Here is an 18,111-nt window from a genome sequence, read left to right on the forward strand (position 1 = left end):
TCGCGTCAGTCGTCGAAGGTGCCCTGATATTCCGGCGCCGCATCCGCGCGCGTGTTCAGTTCGAACATCACGCCGCCCGGCGCGCGGCAAAAAAAGCGCGAGCCGCGCCCGTTGTTGAAGACGTCGGTCTCCATCGCGACGCCCTCTTCCTTGAAGCGCGCGAACAGCGCTTGCACGGCATCGAGGCTCGGCAGCTCGAAGCCGACGTGGAAATTGGTCGGCCACGCGGGCACGCCGTCGCCGACGTGATCGATCACGACGTCGAAGCCCGGGCGCTTGAGGATCCAGGATTTGTCCCAGCTTCCCGCGATCGTGAAGCCGAGGTATCGCTCGAAGAATCGGGCCGTCGCCAGCGTGTCGGCGGAGGGAAAGCTCAGGTGGTTGAGCTTCATCGTCTGTGTGGTGTCGGTCATTGTCGCGTGCTCCGATGCGGTGATGGGCGCAGGCCCCATGCCGTGCCGCCCGAGGACTTCAGAATACGAGCGCAAGCTCGCATTCCACAACTCGCATTGGACGTTCCGCCGCGGGCGCGTGCAAACCCTTGCGGGGCCGGGCGTTACGGGATGGCGACGAGCACGGCGGAAGGCGCTGCTCGCATTCGCGACGGCATCGTCGGTGCGAAATGCGCGATCGGCCGGCGACGACGAACGACGACGGCCCGGGATTCGCGAACGAATCCCGGGCCGCGGATCGACAGCGGATGCCGGGCGTCGCATGCGTTGCCCAGCACCGCGCATCGCTCAACGCGATGCAAGCTGCATCAGAACTGATAACCCGCGCCGACCACCGCGCCGAAGTCCGACCGCGTGTTGCCCGTCACCGATGCCTTGACGACCCAGCGGTTGCTCTCCGTCACGTACGAGTAGCCGGCCGCGAAGCCCTGCTGGCCGTGATAGTTCGACGTCGCCGCCGACACCATCGAGCGCCCCGCGCCGGTCGGCTGCGGCAAGCCGGCCACCGCCATCGCCGATGCGACGCCGCCGTACATGTCCTTCTTCAGGTCGTTGAACGCGTTGTACACCTGCCCGATGCGCTGGTCGGTATACCCCTTCGCCTGCGTCGACGCCGTCGCGAGATTGTCGTTCAGTTGCTGCACGTTCACCGCATCGGTCGGCGCCGTGCCGGCCGCGACGTTCGTGATCTGGCGCTCGCTGCCCTTCGCGCCGACCGAGAACGAGTTGTCGCGATCGGCGACCGAACCCTGGCCGACCGCCACCGCGTTCTTGCCGGTTGCCGTCGCCGTCGAGCCGATCGCGCCCGCGTCGGCACGTGCGATCCACGTGGTATTCGCATCGGTCGCGACCGCGCGGATTCGGTCGTTGGCCGCCACGTTCTTCAGCGCGTTGTTGAACTGGCCTACGTTGACCGCGTCGTTGTCGTTCACGCCCGCCGCGACACCGGTCAGCACGCGGTCGCCCGCCGTGCCCGAGAAGTTCACGCTCGTGCCGCCCGCGTCCTTGCCGACCGTGATCGCGCCGTTCGGATCCTGCTGCTGCACGAGGCCGGCCTTGCCGTTCGCGATGTTGGTCACGCTTCCTTGCAGGTTCGAGATGTCGGTGGTGTTCTTCGCCACCTGCTGGTTGGTCGCGTAGAGCTGCGAGCCGTTCACCGCGTCGGTGCTGGTCGCGCCGAGCGTGCCGGCCTGCACGTTCGTGATGCGCGTGCCGCCCGCGCCGCCGAGCGTGATCGTGCTCTTCGAGCTGTCGTCGTACTGCACCGCGAGCGCGCCGAGCTGGTTCAGGTTCGACTGCACGTCCTTCAACTGCTTCACGTTCACCGCGTCGGTATCGCTGGTGCCCGCCGCGACGTTCTTCAGCACGACCGCCGACGTGGTGTCGCCGCCGACGAGCGACACCGAATTCAGCCGGTTGCCGCCCGGATCGACGTCGTACTTGACGACGTTCTTCACCGCTTCGCCGGCCTGGTTCGACACGTTCGTGATCTGCTGTTCGAGCGCGGTCTTCACGCCCGACAACTGGCCGCCGTTGACCGCGTCCGTGCTGCCTGCTGCGAGGTTGCCGTCGGCCACGTTCGTCAGCTTCGTCGGCGCACCGCCGCGCGCGGCGTTGAACGCGCCGAGCGTCGGGTCGAATTGCAGTGCATCCTGTTGCAGCCCGGCGATCGCGGCCGTGTTGCCCGCGATGTTCGTTTCGGCATTGCCGAGGCGCGTTTCGTGATTCGCGAGCGTCGTCGTGTTGCTGCCGACACGGCCGTCGAGGTTCGTCAGCGCGTCGCCGACGTTGTTGAACGCGTTGCCGCCGATCCTGTAGTCCGGTGCGCCGATCGAACCGTCCGCGTTCGCCGTCGCGCCGCCGCCGAGCGCGGCCGCCACGCCGTCGGTCGTGCGACGCAGTTGCGCGCCGTTCACCGCATCGGTGCTGCCGGCCGCCACGTTGCCTTGCGCGACGTTGGTCACGCGCACCGGGCTGCCGCCGTTGCCCGCGCCGAGCGACACCTGCTGCTTGCTCGCATCGTCGTACTTCACCGCGAGCGCGTCGAGCTGGCTCGTCCCGTCGTGAATCGCCGCGGTCAGCTGATCGACGTTGACGGCATCGGTGCCGCTCTTGCCGGCCGCGACGTTGCTGATCAATTGCGGGCCGTGGCCGCCGTGGCTCGCATCGTACGCGCCGAGGGCCGGGTTCCACTGCAGCGCGTCCTGCTGGAGCGCCGCGATGTTGCCGGTATTCGTCGTCACCTGGTTGCCGACCGCCGTGATCGACTGGTTCAGCGCGTCGGTCGCCTTGCCGAGCTGGCCCACGTTCACCGCATCGTTCGCGGCCACGCCGTCCGCGACGTTGTGCAAGCCGACCGGCGCCGTTGCACCCGTGCCGCCGAGCGTGACACCGCCGTGCGCATCGTCGTCGTACTGCACCGCGTTCTTCGTCGCGTTGCCGATCTGGCTCGCGATCGACGTGCTCAGGTTGCCGAGCGTCGTGCTCAGGTTGTTCGTCACGCTCGTGCTCAGCGACGCGAGGCCGCCGTTCAACTGGCCGACGTTCACCGCATCATGCGCGTCCTTGCCGTCCGCGACGTTGCGCAGCGTGGTGCCGTCGGGGCCGGCGAACGTCACCGAGTCGAAGCCGCTCGCGCCGTCGTACTTCACGTTGCGCGTATCGGCCGCCTGCAGGCCGGCGATGTTCGAGGCCGCCGTGCTCAGCGATCCGTTGATGCCGGTCACGCTGTTCTGCAGGTTCGTGATGTTCGACGCCGCGGTCGAAAGGGACGTCTGCAGCGGCGCGATGCCGCCCTTCAACTGCCCGACGTTGACCGCATCGGTATCGGCGACACCGGCAGCCACGCCGCCGATCGTCGTGCCGGTGGCGCCGTCGAGCGCGATCGCCGCATGCGAGTCGTCGGTGTATTTGACGACGTTCTGCGTCGCCGTGACGATGCTCGTGCTCAAGCTGTTGCCGACGCTGGTCACGCGCTGGTCGACGTTGGAGATCGTGGTCGACAACGCATTGCCGACCGACGTCACGCGTGCGTCGACGTTGCCGATGCCCGTGCTCAGCGTACTGTTCACGTTCTTCAGTTGCTGGACGTTGACGGCGTCGGTATCGGCCGCGCCCGCCGCGACGTTCTTGAGCTGGCGTTCGCTGCCGAGCGCGCCGAACGAGACCGCGCCGCCGACCGGCGCGGCCGTGCCGCCGAACACCGGCGTGCCGCCGTTGTTCGCGCCGATGCTGCCCGAGCCGATCGCCACCTGGTTGTTGTCGTTCGTCTGCGCGCCGGCGCCGATCGCCACCGACTGCGTGCCGCCGGCGCGCGTCTGCGTGGCCGCGTCGTACGATGCGCCGGCCGATACGCCGTCGCTCGACGTCGGATTCGCACCGCCGATCGCGACCGAGCGGTCGCCGCTCGCGAGCGCCGAGTGGCCCAGCGCGATCGAGCTCGTGCCGTGCGCATCGGCGACGTTGCCGAGCGCCATCGAGAAATCGCCGACCGCCGCCGACTGGCGGCCGACCGCCAGCGACGTATTGCCTTGTGCCACCGCCACCGTGCCGATCGCGGTGGCCGAGTTCGCCAGCGCCTGCGAGCCGACCCCGATCGCGATCGCGCCGCCGCTGCCGCTGCTGCCCTTGCTGCCCGCGTTCGACTGGTCGCCGATCGCGATGCCGCTGGCGCCGGCCTTCGCGTTGGTGCCTTGCGTCACGTTGGTGGTGCTGACGGCCACGTAGCTGCCGTTCTTCGTCGCCACGCACAGCGGGTTGGTGCCGTCGATGCACTGGCCGTTCAGCGCGTTGTCCGGGTTGCCGCGGTCGACGAAATTGTCCGCGTGGGCGGCGCCGGCGATCAGCACACCCGCGCCGGTGAACATCGCGGCGGCGAGCGCCGAAATCTGCTTCCTCTTCATGGTCTTCTGCTCCGTTGTGTAGCGTCTGGTTTGAATACGGACTACTTACTTTTATTGACAGCTTCGACTTCGATTGCGACTTCAGTTCTGAAACGCATTCCGCCGCCGGGCCGGCCATGTCGACACGATGCGTATCGAGCACCCGTTTCGGCAGGGCGTTCGAGGGACCCGGGCATGACGCCGGATCGACGTTCCGTTCCGTTAATTCGACAACTTCATCAGGAATACATATTGATTCTTGTGGACGAGCTTTTCCCCGACTGAATCCCGAGATTCAATCCGCCGTCGTGACATCTCCGATTTTTTTGCCGCGCTGACCGCGACCTACCCCGCTTCTTTTATTTCATCTCCGGAAACCGGAGTTTCATTGCCGTGCGGCGAGCACTTGCCTGGTCCGGCATCAATGGATGCGCCGGCCCCGGGTTGGGCAACGTCCGTCACCGCTTGCGCTGCCCTGCCCCACGCGCCATTCAAAGTTCGGACGAGTTATGAGACACGTGCCTGAATTATTAAAGGCGGCATTCTTTATAGATTGTAAAATTCAAAATATTCAATGAGTTAGACTAAATACGCTCATTCCGCAAACGATTTCGCGACGATGCAATTAATCCAGATCTTTTATCGAGCGGATAAATACTTTGCCCAAGCGGATTCAAATGATGTTTTTTCTGAAAGCGACAATCGGCAAGCCGGCCGCAGGTGTGCATTCACGATGAAAAATACGCGTAAACCACAAGGTGCGACGCGCATCGACGCTTCATGTTTCCTGTCGGAAACCGCCATTTTCGATAATCGAAAAGGAGGAATTGCGAGAATGGCGCCGCCATGGCTGGCCGGATTCGAAATATGCTCCTACAATTCCGCTCGCACCGATTCCGGCAGCCGCGGCCATTCTCGACGCGAGCACGGCAATCCCTCGCGTCCCGACCGGCTCGGCGATCCAGACAACGAACGCCGCGCGATACGTCGAGCGGTTCGTGCCGCGCGGGTCCGCCCGTGCCGGAATCGATGCGAGCGTGCGATGCGACGGATGCATCGCCACAGAGCGGGCTCCGACGTTTCCTCCGCACCGGGCAGGCCACCCGCGGAAACGCAGCCAACCGCCTTTTCACCACAGGTGCACGATGCCTTCATCGATCTCCGCATTGAGCGACGCGCATATCCTGATCGTCGACGATCAACCCGACCAGCTCCGGTTGCTGACCGACATCCTGCGCAGCACGGGATGCCGGATCAGCATCGCATTCGATGGCGCGCAGGCGTGCCAGCGCGCGCAGGCGCTGATGCCCGACCTGATCCTGATGGACGTGCGCATGCCGCGCATGGACGGCTTCACCGCGTGCCGCCTGCTGGCCGCCGATCCGCTGACGTGCGCGATCCCCGTCATCTTCCTGACCGTGGCCGGCGCATTGCACGAGCGGCTCGAGGGGCTCGAGATCGGCGGCGTCGACTACGTGGTGAAGCCGTTCGAGCCAGCGGAGGTGATCGCGCGGATTCGCGTGCAGCTCTCGCGGACGCGACGCGAACGGCCGGCCGACCCGGAACCGGCGGAAAACCCGTTCGCCGGCGGCAAGGACGACGACATCATCGTGCGCGCGGCCATTCGCCACCTGTCGCGCCGGCTGAACGATCCGCCGACGGTGGAGGAACTGGCGCGCGCGGTCGGCACGCACGAGAAGCGCCTGTCGCGCGCGTTTCGCGACAATCTCGGCCAGACGGTGTTCGAATATCTGCGCTACGAACGGCTGCGCATCGCGCAGGATCTGCTGGATTCGACCACGCTCAGCATCGCCAGCATCGCGAAGGAAATCGGCTTTTCCACGCCGGCCAATTTCGCGACCGCGTTCCGCGAACGGTTCGGCATCACGCCAACGGAATGGCGGCGCCAGCGCGATACGGGCGCGCGCGCCGCTACCCGGCAGCCGCAACGCCGCGCGTAGGCCCGATGCGGCACGCTCACGCCTACCAGTTGTATTTCGCGCTGGCCAGCACGGTCCGCTCGTTGCCGAACACGCATACGGCATACGACTGACAGCCGCTCACGTAGCGCCGGTCGAACAGGTTCGCGACGTTCACCGCGAAACGCCAGCGCGGCAGGTCGTAATGGATCGCGAGGTCGTAAAGCGTCGCGCTCGGCACCGTCAGCGAATTGTCGGGTGCGCCGGCCGACGCGCTCTGGTAGCGCACGCCGCCGCCGACGCCGAGGCCCGCCAGCGCGCCCGTGCGCCAGGTCCAGTCGGCCCACATCGACGCCATCTGCCGCGGCAGCGGCACGGACACCGGCCAGTGGTTCAGCGACGCGTCGTTCGCCTGCACGTTCTTGACGTCCTGATACGCATACGACGCGACGATCGACAGCTCGCGCGTCACCTTGCCGACCGCGCTCAGCTCGATGCCGCGCGAGCGCACCTTGCCGGTCTGCACCGAAGTCGTGGCGGTCGGGTCGAGATTCACCGGCGTCGGCGTCACGACGTTAGTCTGGTCGATCTGATACACGGCCGCATTCAGCATCAGGTTCCGGCCGGGCGGCTCCCAGCGCAGCCCGGCCTCGGTCTGCGCGCCGCGCGTCGGCTTCGGCAGGCCGCCGCCGAACATCCGCACGCCGATGACCGGATCGAACGACGTCGAATAGCTGACGTACGGCGACAACCCGGCGTCGCCGCGATAGGTGAGCCCGACGCGCCCGGAAAACGCGCTGACGTCCTGCTGGGCATGCGTGCCGGCGGTGCGGTCGTCGAAGCGCGCATTCACGAAATCCTCGCGGCCGCCGAGCGTCAGCGTCCAGCGCCGCCAGCGGATCTGGTCCTGCGCGTACACGCCAACCGAGTTCATCGCCGTGTACTGATCGACGTGGCCGAGCGACGTCGGCCCGGCGAAGATCGCGGCCGTCACGGGCCGATAGACGGGGTGATACAGGTCGAGCGACGGGGCGAGCGCGAGCCATACGCTGTTGGTCGTCGTCTGCCGGTCGAATTGCACGCCGAACAGCAGCGTGTGTTCGAGCGGCCCCGTGCCGAAGCGCGCCTGCGCGTGATTGTCGACGTCGAGCCGGCTGTAGTTGAGCTGGAACAGCCCCGCGAAACGCATCATGTTCGTCGTGCTGCGCGGCGCGAGGCCGTTGCCGAACACCGTCGCGTCGTCGAGCGACAGATGCGACCACCGCACATCCTGATGCAGCGTCCAGATCGCGTTCACGCGGTGTTCCAGCGCGTAGCCGAGCGACCATTGCTTCTTGCGGTAGTCGTTGAACGACGGGTCGCCCATGTAGAGGTCCTGCGACAGGCGGCCGTTCGGGTTCGGCAGCACCGTGCCCGACGCGGGCAGGAAGTTCGACGAGATGTCGCCGCTATCCTGCAGGAACGTCGCGGAGAACGTCAGCGACGTGTCGGTGTTCGGCCGCCACCGGAACGACGGCGCGAGCGCGACGCGCCGGTCGCCGTTCGGGCCGGTCACCGCATTGCCGTCGCGCGCGACGCCGACGAACCGGTACGCATACTTGCCGTCCGGGTCGAGCCTGTCGCCGACGTCGAGCATGGCCTGCTTGCGCGCATCGTTGCCGATCTGCACGCCGGTTTCGCGCACGCGCTCGCCGTTGGCCAGCTTCGTGTGCGCATCGACGATCGCGCCCGGCTCGCCCGCGCCGTACAGCACCGACGTCGGCCCGCGCAGCACCGCGATCGAGTCGATCGTGTACGGATCGACCCGCCAGTTCGCGATCACGGCCGTGTCCGGCGCCGGCAGCCCGTCGACGTACAGCGTCGGCGTGAAGCCGCGCAATGCCGCATACCAGTCGGTGCGGCTGTCGGCGCCGAACGTCGCGAAACCCGGCACGTAGCGCAACGCCTGGTTCAGGTCGGCCGCGCCGGTCATGTCGATCTGTTGCGCGGTCACGAGGTTGATCGTTTGCGGAATCTCGTCGATCGGCGTGTCGGTCTTCGTGCCGGTGGCGGTGCGCCGCCCGACGAGCCCGACGGACGAAGCGTCCGTCGGCCCTCGCACGTCGATGGCCGGCAGCACGGCCGCCGTCGCGCCCGGCGCCGATGCCTGCGCGTGCGCGCCGCCCGCGGCGGCCACGCACAATGCCCCGCCGGCCGCGATCGCCCGCGCGCGCCGCCGCGCTCCTGTCTCCGTCCACATCGTGTCGATACTCCGTCGTGCTGGGTTGGCCCGTTCTGCCGGATCGGCGGACCGTATGTCGCCGGAGGGCCGCCCGATGATGTCGTGATTGTCGTGCTCGCGATGACGCTGCCGCGTGGCCCGGCAAGCACGGGCCGATTGCGTCGTTCGCGAGCGCAGCGATCATACCGGCCGAACGTGGCGCGGTCTTTAAAAAATAATCCGGTCGGCACTGCCCGCAGGTTCAAAGTGGCGCATTGTCGATCCCGCGGGCGGCGGCGTCATCGCGGTCGCCGGTTCGCGCCGGTGGCCCGCCGCACCGGCCGCCGGCACAACCCATACCCCGTCGCGCGCAGGCGGCCCGCGCCGCGGCACGCATCTTGCGCCTCGCCGCGATCGCATCAGGCACCCCGGCGCAGCCGGGCATCGACGTGACACGCACATCCGGCAAAATTCACATCGGCATTTCGGGCTGGCGCTACGCAGGCTGGCGGGGCACGTTCTATCCGGACGACCTGAAGCAGGCGGCCGAGCTGCGGTACGCGTCGGGCCGGATGCAGACGATCGAGATCAACGGCACGCACTACAGCCTCCAAGCGCCGGACAGTTGGCGGCGCTGGTACGCCGATACGCCGCCCGGATTCGTATTCAGCGTGAAAGGCTCGCGCTACCTGACGCACATGCTCCGCTTTCGCGACGAAACGGCCACGATCGCGTGCGCGAATTTTTTCGCTCAGGGCTTGTTCGCGCTGAAGGAGAAACTCGGGCCGCTGCTGTGGCAGTTCCCGCCGTCGCTGCGGTTCGACCCGGCGCACATGGAGCGCTTCCTGAGCCTGCTGCCGCGCGACACGGAGGCCGCGCTCGCACTCGCCCGCCGGCACGACGGGCGGGTGCGCGAGCCGTATTTGCGGATCGACCGCAAGCGGCCGTTGCGTCATGCGGTGGAAGTCCGCCACGACAGCTTCGTGGACCCGGCATTCGTGAAGCTGCTGCGCCGCCACAAGGTCGCGCTCGTCGTGTCGGATTCGACCGAGGCGTGGCCGCAGTTCGAGGATCTGAGCGCGCGGTTCGTCTACATCCGGCTGCACGGCACCGAAACGAAGTATTCGGGCGAATACGCCGATGCGGCGCTCGAACGATGGGCGCGCAGAATCGAAGCGTGGAGCCGGGGCACGCAGCCCGACGATGCGCGCCTCGCCGCACCGGCGCTGCAACCGCCGCGTGCGCAGACGCGCGACGTGTACTGTTACTTCGACAACGACACGAAAACGCAGGCGCCGTTCGATGCCGGGCGGCTGATGGCGCGGCTCGGGCTGCATGCGCATGATGCGGTAACCGAATGAAATGCTCGGCGCGCCGCGGGCATCGGGCATGCCGTCCGGGCACCGCGCGGGCAGGCGCGCAATATGCTCCGGTTCTCCCGGCTCGCGCCCTTCATCGCGCCCGCCGTGTGCGCCCGGTAAATCTTGCATGACCGGTAACCGGCGCCATGGGCCAACACTGCAAGGAGAAAAGCGATGACCCTGCTTATCTATCTGGTGGGATGGATCATTTTCATCGGCGGCGTCGCCTGGGGTTTGATGACGCTGCATGTCGCGCAGTACGTCATCGAGATCGTGGCCGTCATCCTGTTCGGCATCGCGGTCATCACGGGCGCGACGCGCGCCCGGAATCGCGACCGGTCGTAGCGCGGCGCGCATGCCACGCGCTCGCTGATCGCGGTAACCACGCTGACCGCGGTGCGGTGCCGGATGCACGCCGACGGCCGCGTCCGCGCCAAGCGTTCCATGCGTCGGGCTGCGGTGCGACGAGGCGCGGTGCGCGACGGCGCGCGCCAGATAGTAGGCAACGCGTGCGTTCTTTGCATCGGCGGCGACAGGTGCGCTACGCTCCATTCGACCTCGTATCGCGGGTCAAAATTTAAGCGCTTAAACACCCAGAAGCCGACCCCGCGTCCGGCGGGGTCCATCACACGGAGGATGACGATGAACAGACGATCGATGCTGCGCTGGAGCATGTCGAGCGCGGCGCTTGCGTGCCTCGACCTGGCTGGCCCGCTGCCCGCCTTCGCACAACCCGCCCCGCGCCGTGCGGCGGCGAGCCCATTCGCGATGGGGGCCGACATCTCGACGTTGCCGGAACTCGAAGCGCATGGCGCGGCCTTCTTCGACCGCGGCGGCGCGCCGCGCGACTGCCTGAAGATTCTCCGCGCGCACGGCGTCGACTCGATCCGGATCAAGGTCTGGAACGATCCCGGCAATCCGGATTTCTTCCCCGCGAACCAGAGCGCTGCAGCGGGCTACAACAATGCCGCGCACGCCGTTGCGCTCGCGCAGCGCGCAGCCGCGCTCGGCATGCGCATCCTGATCGACTTCCACTACAGCGACTGGTGGGCCGACCCCGGCAAGCAGTATCCGCCGCATGCATGGGCCGGCAAGAACCTGACCGAAACCTGCGCGCTGCTGTCGGCGTACACGACCGACGTGCTGCGCCGGCTGCAACGCGCCGGCGTGCGCCCGGAGTGGGTGCAGATCGGCAACGAGATCACGGGCGGCATGCTGTGGCCGCTCGGCCGCTACGACCAGTGGGACAACCTCGCGCAGTTGCTGAAAACCGGCCACGACGCGGTGAAGGCCGTCGATCCCCGCATCAAGGTGATGCTGCACATCGACAGCGGCGGCGACAACGGCAAGAGCCGCTGGTGGTTCGACAGCGCGACGCAGCGCGGCGTCGCGTTCGACGTGATCGGCCTGTCGTACTACCCGCAATGGCAAGGCGCGCTCGACGATCTGCGCGACAACGCGAACGATCTCGCGGTGCGTTACGACAAGGAACTGATCGTCGTGGAGACCGCCTATCCGTGGACCACGAGCGACGGCGATTCGGAGCCGAACGCGATGACGAACACCGGATCGACGACCTTCCCGCCGTCGCCGGCCGGCCAGGCGCAATTCCTCGCGGCGGTCGTCGATATCGTGAAGGGGGTGCCGGGCAATCGCGGCAAGGGCGTATTCTGGTGGGAGCCGGAATGGATTCCGACGCCGGGAGTCGGCTGGAAGCTCGGTGCGGGCGACCAGTGGGACAACAACACGCTGTTCGATTTCCACGGTCACGCACTGCCGTCGCTCGACGCGTTCCGGCAGCGCTGACGCGTCACGGCATCGCTGCTTCACCGCACCGGCGCATGCCGCGTCAGTGCGGTGAATCGAAGCCGCGGCGCGCACTGCCCGTACCGCTCTCACCGTCGGCGCCGCCCCGCTCGCCGTACGCATCCACGGCGAGCAGCGCGCACGCCACGAGCGCGAGCCCGCAGCATCCGGCAAACGTCGCGCGATAGCCGAACAGATCGACGCACGCGCCCGACAGCACCCCCGATGCGATCGAGCCGACCCGCGCCGTGCTGAAGAACATCGCGGTCGCGGTGCCGGGGCGCGTGGGCATCAGGTCGCACACGCGCGTCATCCCGAGACACGACGTGATCGCGACCACGCATGCGCTCAGCAGTTGCAGCGGCAGGATCAGGTTCGCGCGCGTCACCGCCGCGAGCCCGATGAAATATGCGGCATGCACGAGCGCGCACGCGGTCAGCCAGCGCGCCTTGTCGAGGCGCGTCGAGCGCATGCCGAGCCACAGCATCATCGGAATCTCGAGCAGCGCGGCCAGCCCGAGCGCGGCCGACACGTTCGCCGGCGCGCCGCCGAGCGCGCGCACGATATAGAGCGGCAGCACGATCATCGTCGCGTTCGCCGCGAGCCCGATCAGCGTGAGCGCGACGAGGGTGCGCAGCACACTGGCGCGCGGCGCGACGGCCATCGCCGCACGCGCATCGTCAGGCGGTGGCCCGGCGCGATCCATTGCCCGCACGTGCTCGGCCGCGGGCCGCCGCGCCGGCTCCGGAATCCGCACGACGATCGCCGCGCATGCGACGAAGCCCGCGGAAGCCGCAAGAAAGAGTCCGGTAAAACCCGTCTGCGCGAGCATCAGCGCACCGAGCGCGGGACCGAACACCCACGCGATCGACAGCATCGTGCGCAGCGCGGCCGATGCAAGCTCGCGCTGTGCATCGTCGGCGACGGGCAGCACCGCGCGTGCGAACGAGAAGATCTGCGACAGCGACACGGCGCCCGCGCCGAGCAGGATCGTGCCGGCGGCGATCACCGGCCCATGCGCGCGCAGCACGCACAGCAGCGCAAAGCCGAGCGCGGCAGCCGCGAGCGACACCACGAGCAGCGGCCGGTGCCGGTCGCGACGGTCGGACCAGCGTCCGGCCCACGTGCTCGCGACGACGCCGCTCGCCGCGATCATCGTCAGGAAGACGCCGGCCAGAAACGGCGACATCCCCGCCGCCTCGACGCCGAACAGCGACAGGTACGGCGCGGTGAACGACATCGCGACGCCGAGCATCAGCGCCGCCGCGGAAAGCGGCACGAAGTACGCGATTCCCGCAAGGCGCGCGAAATGCAACCGCGGCGACCGCAACGACTGCATCGCGTCAGTCCGGCTCGACCCAGGCGGCCACGTCGACCGCGCCGAGGTCGCGGCTACCGAGCACGAAGCGCGCACCGCCCGGCGCGGGCAGCATGCATGGTGTGTCACCGTAGTTGAACGCGAACGTGACGCGCCCGCGTCGACGCAACCGCACACCGTCCGGCAGCGCGTACGCTTGCAACCCCGCATCGCGTGCGCAGCGGGCAACAATCGCGCGCAACAGCGTCCGATCGAAACAGGCAGTCGCCATCGTCACGTGAGCGCGCCGCACGAGCGCCGGCACACCGTCGTCGCATGCGGCCAGTACGTCGACGCCCGGCGCCGCGTCCATATCGACGTGATCGCGCCATTTCAGCGCATGACCATCGACGCCGTCGAACGACACACGCGGCGCGAGCGACGGCCGCAGCGACTCGACCTGGCCAATCCGCACCGGTAGCACGTTGCGCAGCTTGCCGGGTGCGAGACCCGGCGCGATCGCGAATTCCGCGGTGCGCGAACCCGTGCGCGGCCCGAACAGCCAGTGGGCGTGTCCGCTCGCGGCCTGCTCGACGATGCGATCCGTGACGACCGGCAGCGTCGGCGCGACGACGAGCGCATAACGCGACACGTCGGCGCCAGCCGCGACGATATCGACGTCGAGGCCCAGCTCGCGCAGCGCGCGATACCAGTCGAACACGTGCTGTTGATAGTCGAAATCGGCGCCGTGCGGCTGGATCCGGATCATCCAGTCGGCCTCGTAGTCGAACAGCAACGCGACGCGGGCCGTGTCACGCTCGCCGGCGACGAGCGCGGGATCCAGCTCGGCGATCTCGCGTGCGACGCGCGCCACTTCGTGACCGCCCGGCGCCAGCCGGTCGTCCGGCGCGTTGAGTCCCGAATGCAGTTGCTCCTGCGCATGCGGATACTGCCGCCACCGGAAATACGACACGAGCTCCGCGCCGTGCGCAAAGGCTTCCCACGTCCACAGCCGCACCGCGCCCGCGTGCGGCACCGGGTTGTAAGGCGCCCAGTTGACGGGCCCCGCCTGCTGCTCCATCACCCACATCCGGCCGTTGCCGACCCCGCGATACAGGTCGTGCGAGAACGCCGACACGTCCGGATGCCCGGTGCGGGCCCAGCGTTGCTTGTCCGCTTCATCGAGCGGCAGCACTTCGGTGCGCGGCACCGGATAGCTGTCCCACGCGGCGACGTCGAGGCCACCGCGCGCGAACGCGTAATGATCGAACTCGGCGAAAAAACCCATGAAGTTATGCAGCACGTCGCGACCCGGCGCGTGCGGACGGATCGCGTCGACCTGCGCGGCATGAAACCGCGCGACCTCGTCGGACTGATAGCGCCGGAAGTCGAGCAGGTGGGCGGGATTCGCGTCGGTCGGCGTATGACGCGGCAGTTCGATCTCGTCGAAGCCGCGATATTCCATGCTCCAGAACACGTTGCCCCACGCGCGGTTCAGCGCGTCGATATCGCCATAACGCATGGCGAGCCACGTGCGGAAACCCTGGAGTGCCGCCTGTGTATAGCTCGGCAACGTGTTGTGACAGCCGAGTTCGTTGTCGGTCTGCCACGCGATCACCGCCGGATGCGCGCCGTAGCGCCGCGCCATCGCGTCGGCAATGCGCACGCAGTGCTCGCGATACACGGGGCTCGCGATGTCGTAATGGCGACGCGAGCCGAACTGCCACACCGCGCCATCGACACCCACCGGCAGAATCTCCGGATGACGATCGACGAGCCACTTCGGCGGCGCGGCGGTCGGCGTGCCGAGTACGATCTTCAACTGCTGGCGTGCGAGCGTGTCGATCGCGTCGTCGAGCCATGCCCAGTCGTAGCGGCCGGGCTCCGGCTCCATCCGGCTCCACGCGAATTCGGCGATCCGCACGCGCGTCAGGCCCAGTTCGGCCATGCGCCGCGCATCGCGATCCCATTGTTCGCGCGGCCAGTGTTCGGGGTAGTAGCAAACGCCGAGGTGCATCGTGGATTCCTTGGAGAAAGAGGATGGACGGGTCAGCCCTTGGTCGCGCCGAACGTGAGCCCTGCGACGAAGTGCTTCTGCATCGCGAAGAACATCAGCACCGACGGTAGCGCGGCGAGCACGGAGCCTGCCGACACGATGTTCCAGGCGGTCGTCCACTGCCCTTTGAGCGCGGCGACGCCGACGGTGATCGGCGCCGCGTCGTCGCCTTGCGTGAGGCACAGTGCCCAGAAGTAGTCGTTCCACACGAACGTGAACACGAGGATCGCGAGCGCCGCGAGCGCGGGCCGCACGAGCGGCAGCACGACGCGCCAGTAGATCGCCCACTCGGACGCGCCCTCGACGCGCGCGGCCTCGATCAGCTCGAACGGCAGCTCGCGGATGAAGTTGCGCAGGAACAGCGTGCAGAAGCCGGTCTGGAACGCGGTGTGGAACAGCACGAGCGCCCATACGGTGTTGTACAGGCCGACGGCGAGCATGATCTGCCGCACCGGGATCATCAGGATCTGGATCGGCACGAAGTTGCCGGCGACGAACAGCCCAAGCAGCACGAGATTGCCGCGGAACCGGTAGTTCGCGAGCGCGTGCCCGGCGAGCGACGCGAGCAGGATCGACGCGGCGACCGACGGCACCGTGATCAGGAGGCTGTTCGCGAAGTAGTGGAGCATCGGCGTCTGCGTGAGCGCGGCGCCGTAGTTGTCGACGAGCGCGAACTGCTTCGGCCAGCTCCAGTAATGACCTGCCATGATCTCGTCGGTCGAGCGGATCGACGTGACGAGCACCGCGAGCAGCGGCACGAGCCACAGCGCGAGCGCACACGGCAGCGACAGCCGGTACAGCAGGCGGGCGGGACGTCCCCAGCGGGACACGGGCATCGGATACATTTGCGATCCTTACGATTCGACGCGCACCAGCTTGCGCAGCTGCCACACGATATAGACGAGCATGATCGCGAACAGCACGACGGCGATCGCGGCCGAATAGCCTTCGCGGTAGTACTTGATCGCCTGGTCGACCATGAAGTACGCGAGCACGGTCGAGCTGTCGAACGGGCCGCCGCCCGTCATCACCGAGATCAGGTCGAAGCTGCGCAGCGCGCCGATCACGGTCAGCACGACCGCCATGAACGTCGCGGGCCGCAGTTGCGGCAGGATCACGTGCCACAGCAGCGTGAAGCCGCGCGCGCCTTCCATCCGCGCCGCTTCGACGATCTCGCCGTTGATGCCGGTGAGCCCGGTCAGGTACAGGATCATGCAGAACGGGATCTGCGGCCACAGCGCGGCGACGATCACACCGTAGGTCGCATAGCGCGGATCGCCGAGCACCGGAATCCCGTGCCCGACGATCAGCTTCAGCAGCCCGAACGTCGGGTCGTAGAACCACGAGAACACGAGGCCGACGACGACGCCCGGCAGCACGAACGGCGCGAAGAACAGCGACTTCACGAGCCGGATGCCGAACACGTTCTGGTTCAGGTACAGCGCGAGCGCGAGGCCCAGCGGCGGCGCGGCGAGGAACAGCGCGAGCCACAACACGTTGTTCTTCAGCGCGACGGTGAACGTATCGGACTGCAGCAGCTCGCGATAGTTGTCGAGCCCGGCGAACGTCATCGGCGTCATCCCGTCCCACTGATGGAAGCTCAGCCAGATGCTGCTGACGATCGGGTACAGCACGAACACGGTGAAGAGCGCAAAACCCGGCAGCACGAACCACAGGGCCGCGCGATTGCGCCGCCGCGCGAGCGACGCGCGCGCAGGCCGCCGTGGGCCGGCATCGCGGCGCGCGGCGCTTTCGGACAGGCTGGTTGACATGAGATGACCTTCGATGAAACGAACGTGACGGTGACGACGCAGCACCGGGCCGACATTCCCGCCGGCCCGGCCGCGCGGCGCATTACTTCCGGTAGATGCGCTTGCGGGTCTGCTCGAGGCGCTGCAGGATCGCATCGAGCTGCGTCGGATCGGACAGGAACTGCTGCATCGCCTTCATCCCCTCGTCCGCCATTTCCTTCGTCATGTCGCGATCGTAGAACTGCGCGATGCCGCCCGGCGTCGTCGCGAGCGTATGGAATCCGATCTTCGAGATCGGGTCCTGCGGCTCCGGCGCCTTGTTGTTCGACGGCAGTTGCCCCATCCCTTTCGCGAACTCGCCGCTGACCGCCGGCTGCCCCATGAACGCGAGGAAGCGTCGCGCATCGGCCTTGTTGTGCGCTTTCGCCGGCACGATCAGCACGTTGACCGGGCCGTCCTCGGCAAGCGGCACCGACGCGTCGATCACCGGAAAGCGGAAGAAGCTGATCGGGTTGCGCGTCGCGCTCAGCAGTCCTGCCGAATACCAGGTGCCCATCAGCGTCATCGCGGCCTGACCGTTGACGATCAACGGGCTCAGCGAATCGACGTCGTAGGACAATGCGTTGTCGATGAAATACTTGTCGTCGATCAGCTTCTTCCATGCTGCGTACACGGCCCGCACGCGCGGATCGGTATAGGCGACGTCGCCGGCCATCAGCTTCTGGTGGAACGCATAGCCGTTGATCCGCAGGTCGAGGTAGTCGAACCACGCGGCGAGCGTCCATGCATCGCGCGCGGCCACCGCGATCGGCGCGATGCCGGCCGACTTCAGCTTGCGGCACGCGTCGAGAAACTGCGGCCAGTCGGCCGGCTCGCCGTGAATGCCGGCCTTCTCAAACAGGTCCTTGCGATAGAACAGCCCGTACGCGTCATAGCCGAGCGGCAAACTGTAGAGCTTGCCGCCGTAGGTCGACGACTGCTTGACGGACGCATACGTGTCGTTCCAGCCGTTCTTCCGCCAGTCCGCGCTCAAATCCTCGATCAGCCCACGCTTCGCGAAATACGCGAGCCGCTCGCCGTTGTTCCAGCTCAGCACGTCCGGCGGATCGGTCGCGAGCCAGCCGGACATCTGCACCTTGTACGCCTCCTCGCCGACGTAGCTGACCTTCAGGTCGATATCCGGATTCGCCTTGTGGAACTGGTCGAACGCGGCCTGCCACGTCGCGCGCTGGTTGCCGCGCGCGGCAACGTTCACTTTCAGCGTGCCCGCGTCGGCCGCGCCCGCGGCGCACGCCGCGGCAGTCGTCAGGGCAAGCAGCAGTCGGCTCGCACGAAGTCTCATCGTTGTCTCCTGATATTGGTGTGTTGAATGCCGCGTCGCACGCGGC

The 18,111-nt window shown here is 67.4% G+C and carries 12 protein-coding genes; 4 read left to right on the forward strand and 8 right to left on the reverse strand.

Translation table 11 applies throughout. The features are described 5' to 3' along the window. Positions 1-5: 5 nt before the first annotated feature. Both CFB52_RS33215 and CFB52_RS33220 read right to left on the reverse strand, forming a co-directional pair. Positions 6-413, reverse strand: coding sequence for a VOC family protein (locus CFB52_RS33215; protein ID WP_179231829.1), 408 nt, complete (start codon positions 411-413; stop codon positions 6-8). A 347-nt stretch (positions 414-760) separates the two neighbouring features. Beyond that, on the reverse strand, positions 761-4,354 hold the full coding sequence (locus tag CFB52_RS33220) for a YadA family autotransporter adhesin (RefSeq protein ID WP_099318533.1): 3,594 nt from the start codon (positions 4,352-4,354) through the stop codon (positions 761-763). A gap of 1,124 nt (positions 4,355-5,478) precedes the next feature. On the opposite strand from CFB52_RS33220, the gene CFB52_RS33230 reads away from it, so the two are divergent. Next, positions 5,479-6,294: a response regulator gene (locus tag CFB52_RS33230; protein WP_060010504.1), complete on the forward strand. Its 816-nt coding sequence runs from the start codon at positions 5,479-5,481 to the stop codon at positions 6,292-6,294. Positions 6,295-6,316: 22 nt separating this feature from the next. Here CFB52_RS33230 and CFB52_RS33235 read toward each other — a convergent pair whose 3' ends face one another. Then, the gene (locus CFB52_RS33235) at positions 6,317-8,491 is read right to left on the reverse strand and encodes a TonB-dependent siderophore receptor (RefSeq protein ID WP_060010506.1); all 2,175 of its coding nucleotides are present in this window, start codon (positions 8,489-8,491) and stop codon (positions 6,317-6,319) included. A 410-nt stretch (positions 8,492-8,901) separates the two neighbouring features. Between CFB52_RS33235 and CFB52_RS33245 the strand changes: the two genes are divergently transcribed. The 3 genes from CFB52_RS33245 to CFB52_RS33255 all read left to right on the forward strand — a co-directional run bounded on the left by CFB52_RS33245 (position 8,902) and on the right by CFB52_RS33255 (position 11,619). Beyond that, a complete protein-coding gene (locus CFB52_RS33245; RefSeq protein ID WP_060010507.1) occupies positions 8,902-9,813 on the forward strand; it encodes a DUF72 domain-containing protein in 912 nt (303 codons plus the stop codon). Positions 9,814-9,987: 174 nt separating this feature from the next. Continuing rightward, complete coding sequence (locus tag CFB52_RS34910) at positions 9,988-10,158, forward strand: hypothetical protein (RefSeq protein ID WP_167351632.1); 171 nt, start codon at positions 9,988-9,990, stop codon at positions 10,156-10,158. Between the two features lie 297 nt (positions 10,159-10,455). Further along, a complete protein-coding gene (locus tag CFB52_RS33255; RefSeq protein WP_099318610.1) occupies positions 10,456-11,619 on the forward strand; it encodes an arabinogalactan endo-1,4-beta-galactosidase in 1,164 nt (387 codons plus the stop codon). A gap of 43 nt (positions 11,620-11,662) precedes the next feature. Here CFB52_RS33255 and CFB52_RS33260 read toward each other — a convergent pair whose 3' ends face one another. The 5 genes from CFB52_RS33260 to CFB52_RS33280 all read right to left on the reverse strand — a co-directional run bounded on the left by CFB52_RS33260 (position 11,663) and on the right by CFB52_RS33280 (position 18,065). Next, on the reverse strand, positions 11,663-12,958 hold the full coding sequence (locus tag CFB52_RS33260; RefSeq protein WP_099318535.1) for a sugar efflux transporter: 1,296 nt from the start codon (positions 12,956-12,958) through the stop codon (positions 11,663-11,665). A gap of 4 nt (positions 12,959-12,962) precedes the next feature. Further along, positions 12,963-14,933 (reverse strand): beta-galactosidase, encoded by a 1,971-nt coding sequence (locus tag CFB52_RS33265; RefSeq protein ID WP_099318536.1) that lies wholly within the window; start codon positions 14,931-14,933, stop codon positions 12,963-12,965. A gap of 32 nt (positions 14,934-14,965) precedes the next feature. Further along, positions 14,966-15,817 (reverse strand): carbohydrate ABC transporter permease, encoded by an 852-nt coding sequence (locus CFB52_RS33270; RefSeq protein ID WP_059577686.1) that lies wholly within the window; start codon positions 15,815-15,817, stop codon positions 14,966-14,968. 9 nt (positions 15,818-15,826) lie between these two features. After that, positions 15,827-16,744 (reverse strand): carbohydrate ABC transporter permease, encoded by a 918-nt coding sequence (locus CFB52_RS33275; RefSeq protein WP_059577685.1) that lies wholly within the window; start codon positions 16,742-16,744, stop codon positions 15,827-15,829. Between the two features lie 82 nt (positions 16,745-16,826). Beyond that, positions 16,827-18,065, reverse strand: a complete 1,239-nt coding sequence (locus tag CFB52_RS33280) for an ABC transporter substrate-binding protein (protein WP_099318537.1) — start codon at positions 18,063-18,065, stop codon at positions 16,827-16,829. Positions 18,066-18,111: the final 46 nt, after the last annotated feature.

The sequence above is a fragment of the Burkholderia sp. AU18528 genome (assembly GCF_002223215.2).
Classification (GTDB): Bacteria; Pseudomonadota; Gammaproteobacteria; order Burkholderiales; family Burkholderiaceae; genus Burkholderia; species Burkholderia semiarida.

Bases quoted from the DNA above. Each gene is read 5' to 3' on its own strand.
- CFB52_RS33215 (WP_179231829.1), bottom strand. From the start codon at position 413: ATGACCGACACCACACAGACGATGAAGCTCAACCACCTGAGCTTTCCC.
- CFB52_RS33220 (WP_099318533.1), bottom strand. From the start codon at position 4,354: ATGAAGAGGAAGCAGATTTCGGCGCTCGCCGCCGCGATGTTCACCGGC.
- CFB52_RS33230 (WP_060010504.1), top strand. From the start codon at position 5,479: ATGCCTTCATCGATCTCCGCATTGAGCGACGCGCATATCCTGATCGTC.
- CFB52_RS33235 (WP_060010506.1), bottom strand. From the start codon at position 8,491: ATGTGGACGGAGACAGGAGCGCGGCGGCGCGCGCGGGCGATCGCGGCC.
- CFB52_RS34910 (WP_167351632.1), top strand. From the start codon at position 9,988: ATGACCCTGCTTATCTATCTGGTGGGATGGATCATTTTCATCGGCGGC.
- CFB52_RS33255 (WP_099318610.1), top strand. From the start codon at position 10,456: ATGAACAGACGATCGATGCTGCGCTGGAGCATGTCGAGCGCGGCGCTT.
- CFB52_RS33260 (WP_099318535.1), bottom strand. From the start codon at position 12,958: ATGCAGTCGTTGCGGTCGCCGCGGTTGCATTTCGCGCGCCTTGCGGGA.
- CFB52_RS33265 (WP_099318536.1), bottom strand. From the start codon at position 14,933: ATGCACCTCGGCGTTTGCTACTACCCCGAACACTGGCCGCGCGAACAA.
- CFB52_RS33270 (WP_059577686.1), bottom strand. From the start codon at position 15,817: ATGTATCCGATGCCCGTGTCCCGCTGGGGACGTCCCGCCCGCCTGCTG.
- CFB52_RS33275 (WP_059577685.1), bottom strand. From the start codon at position 16,744: ATGTCAACCAGCCTGTCCGAAAGCGCCGCGCGCCGCGATGCCGGCCCA.
- CFB52_RS33280 (WP_099318537.1), bottom strand. From the start codon at position 18,065: ATGAGACTTCGTGCGAGCCGACTGCTGCTTGCCCTGACGACTGCCGCG.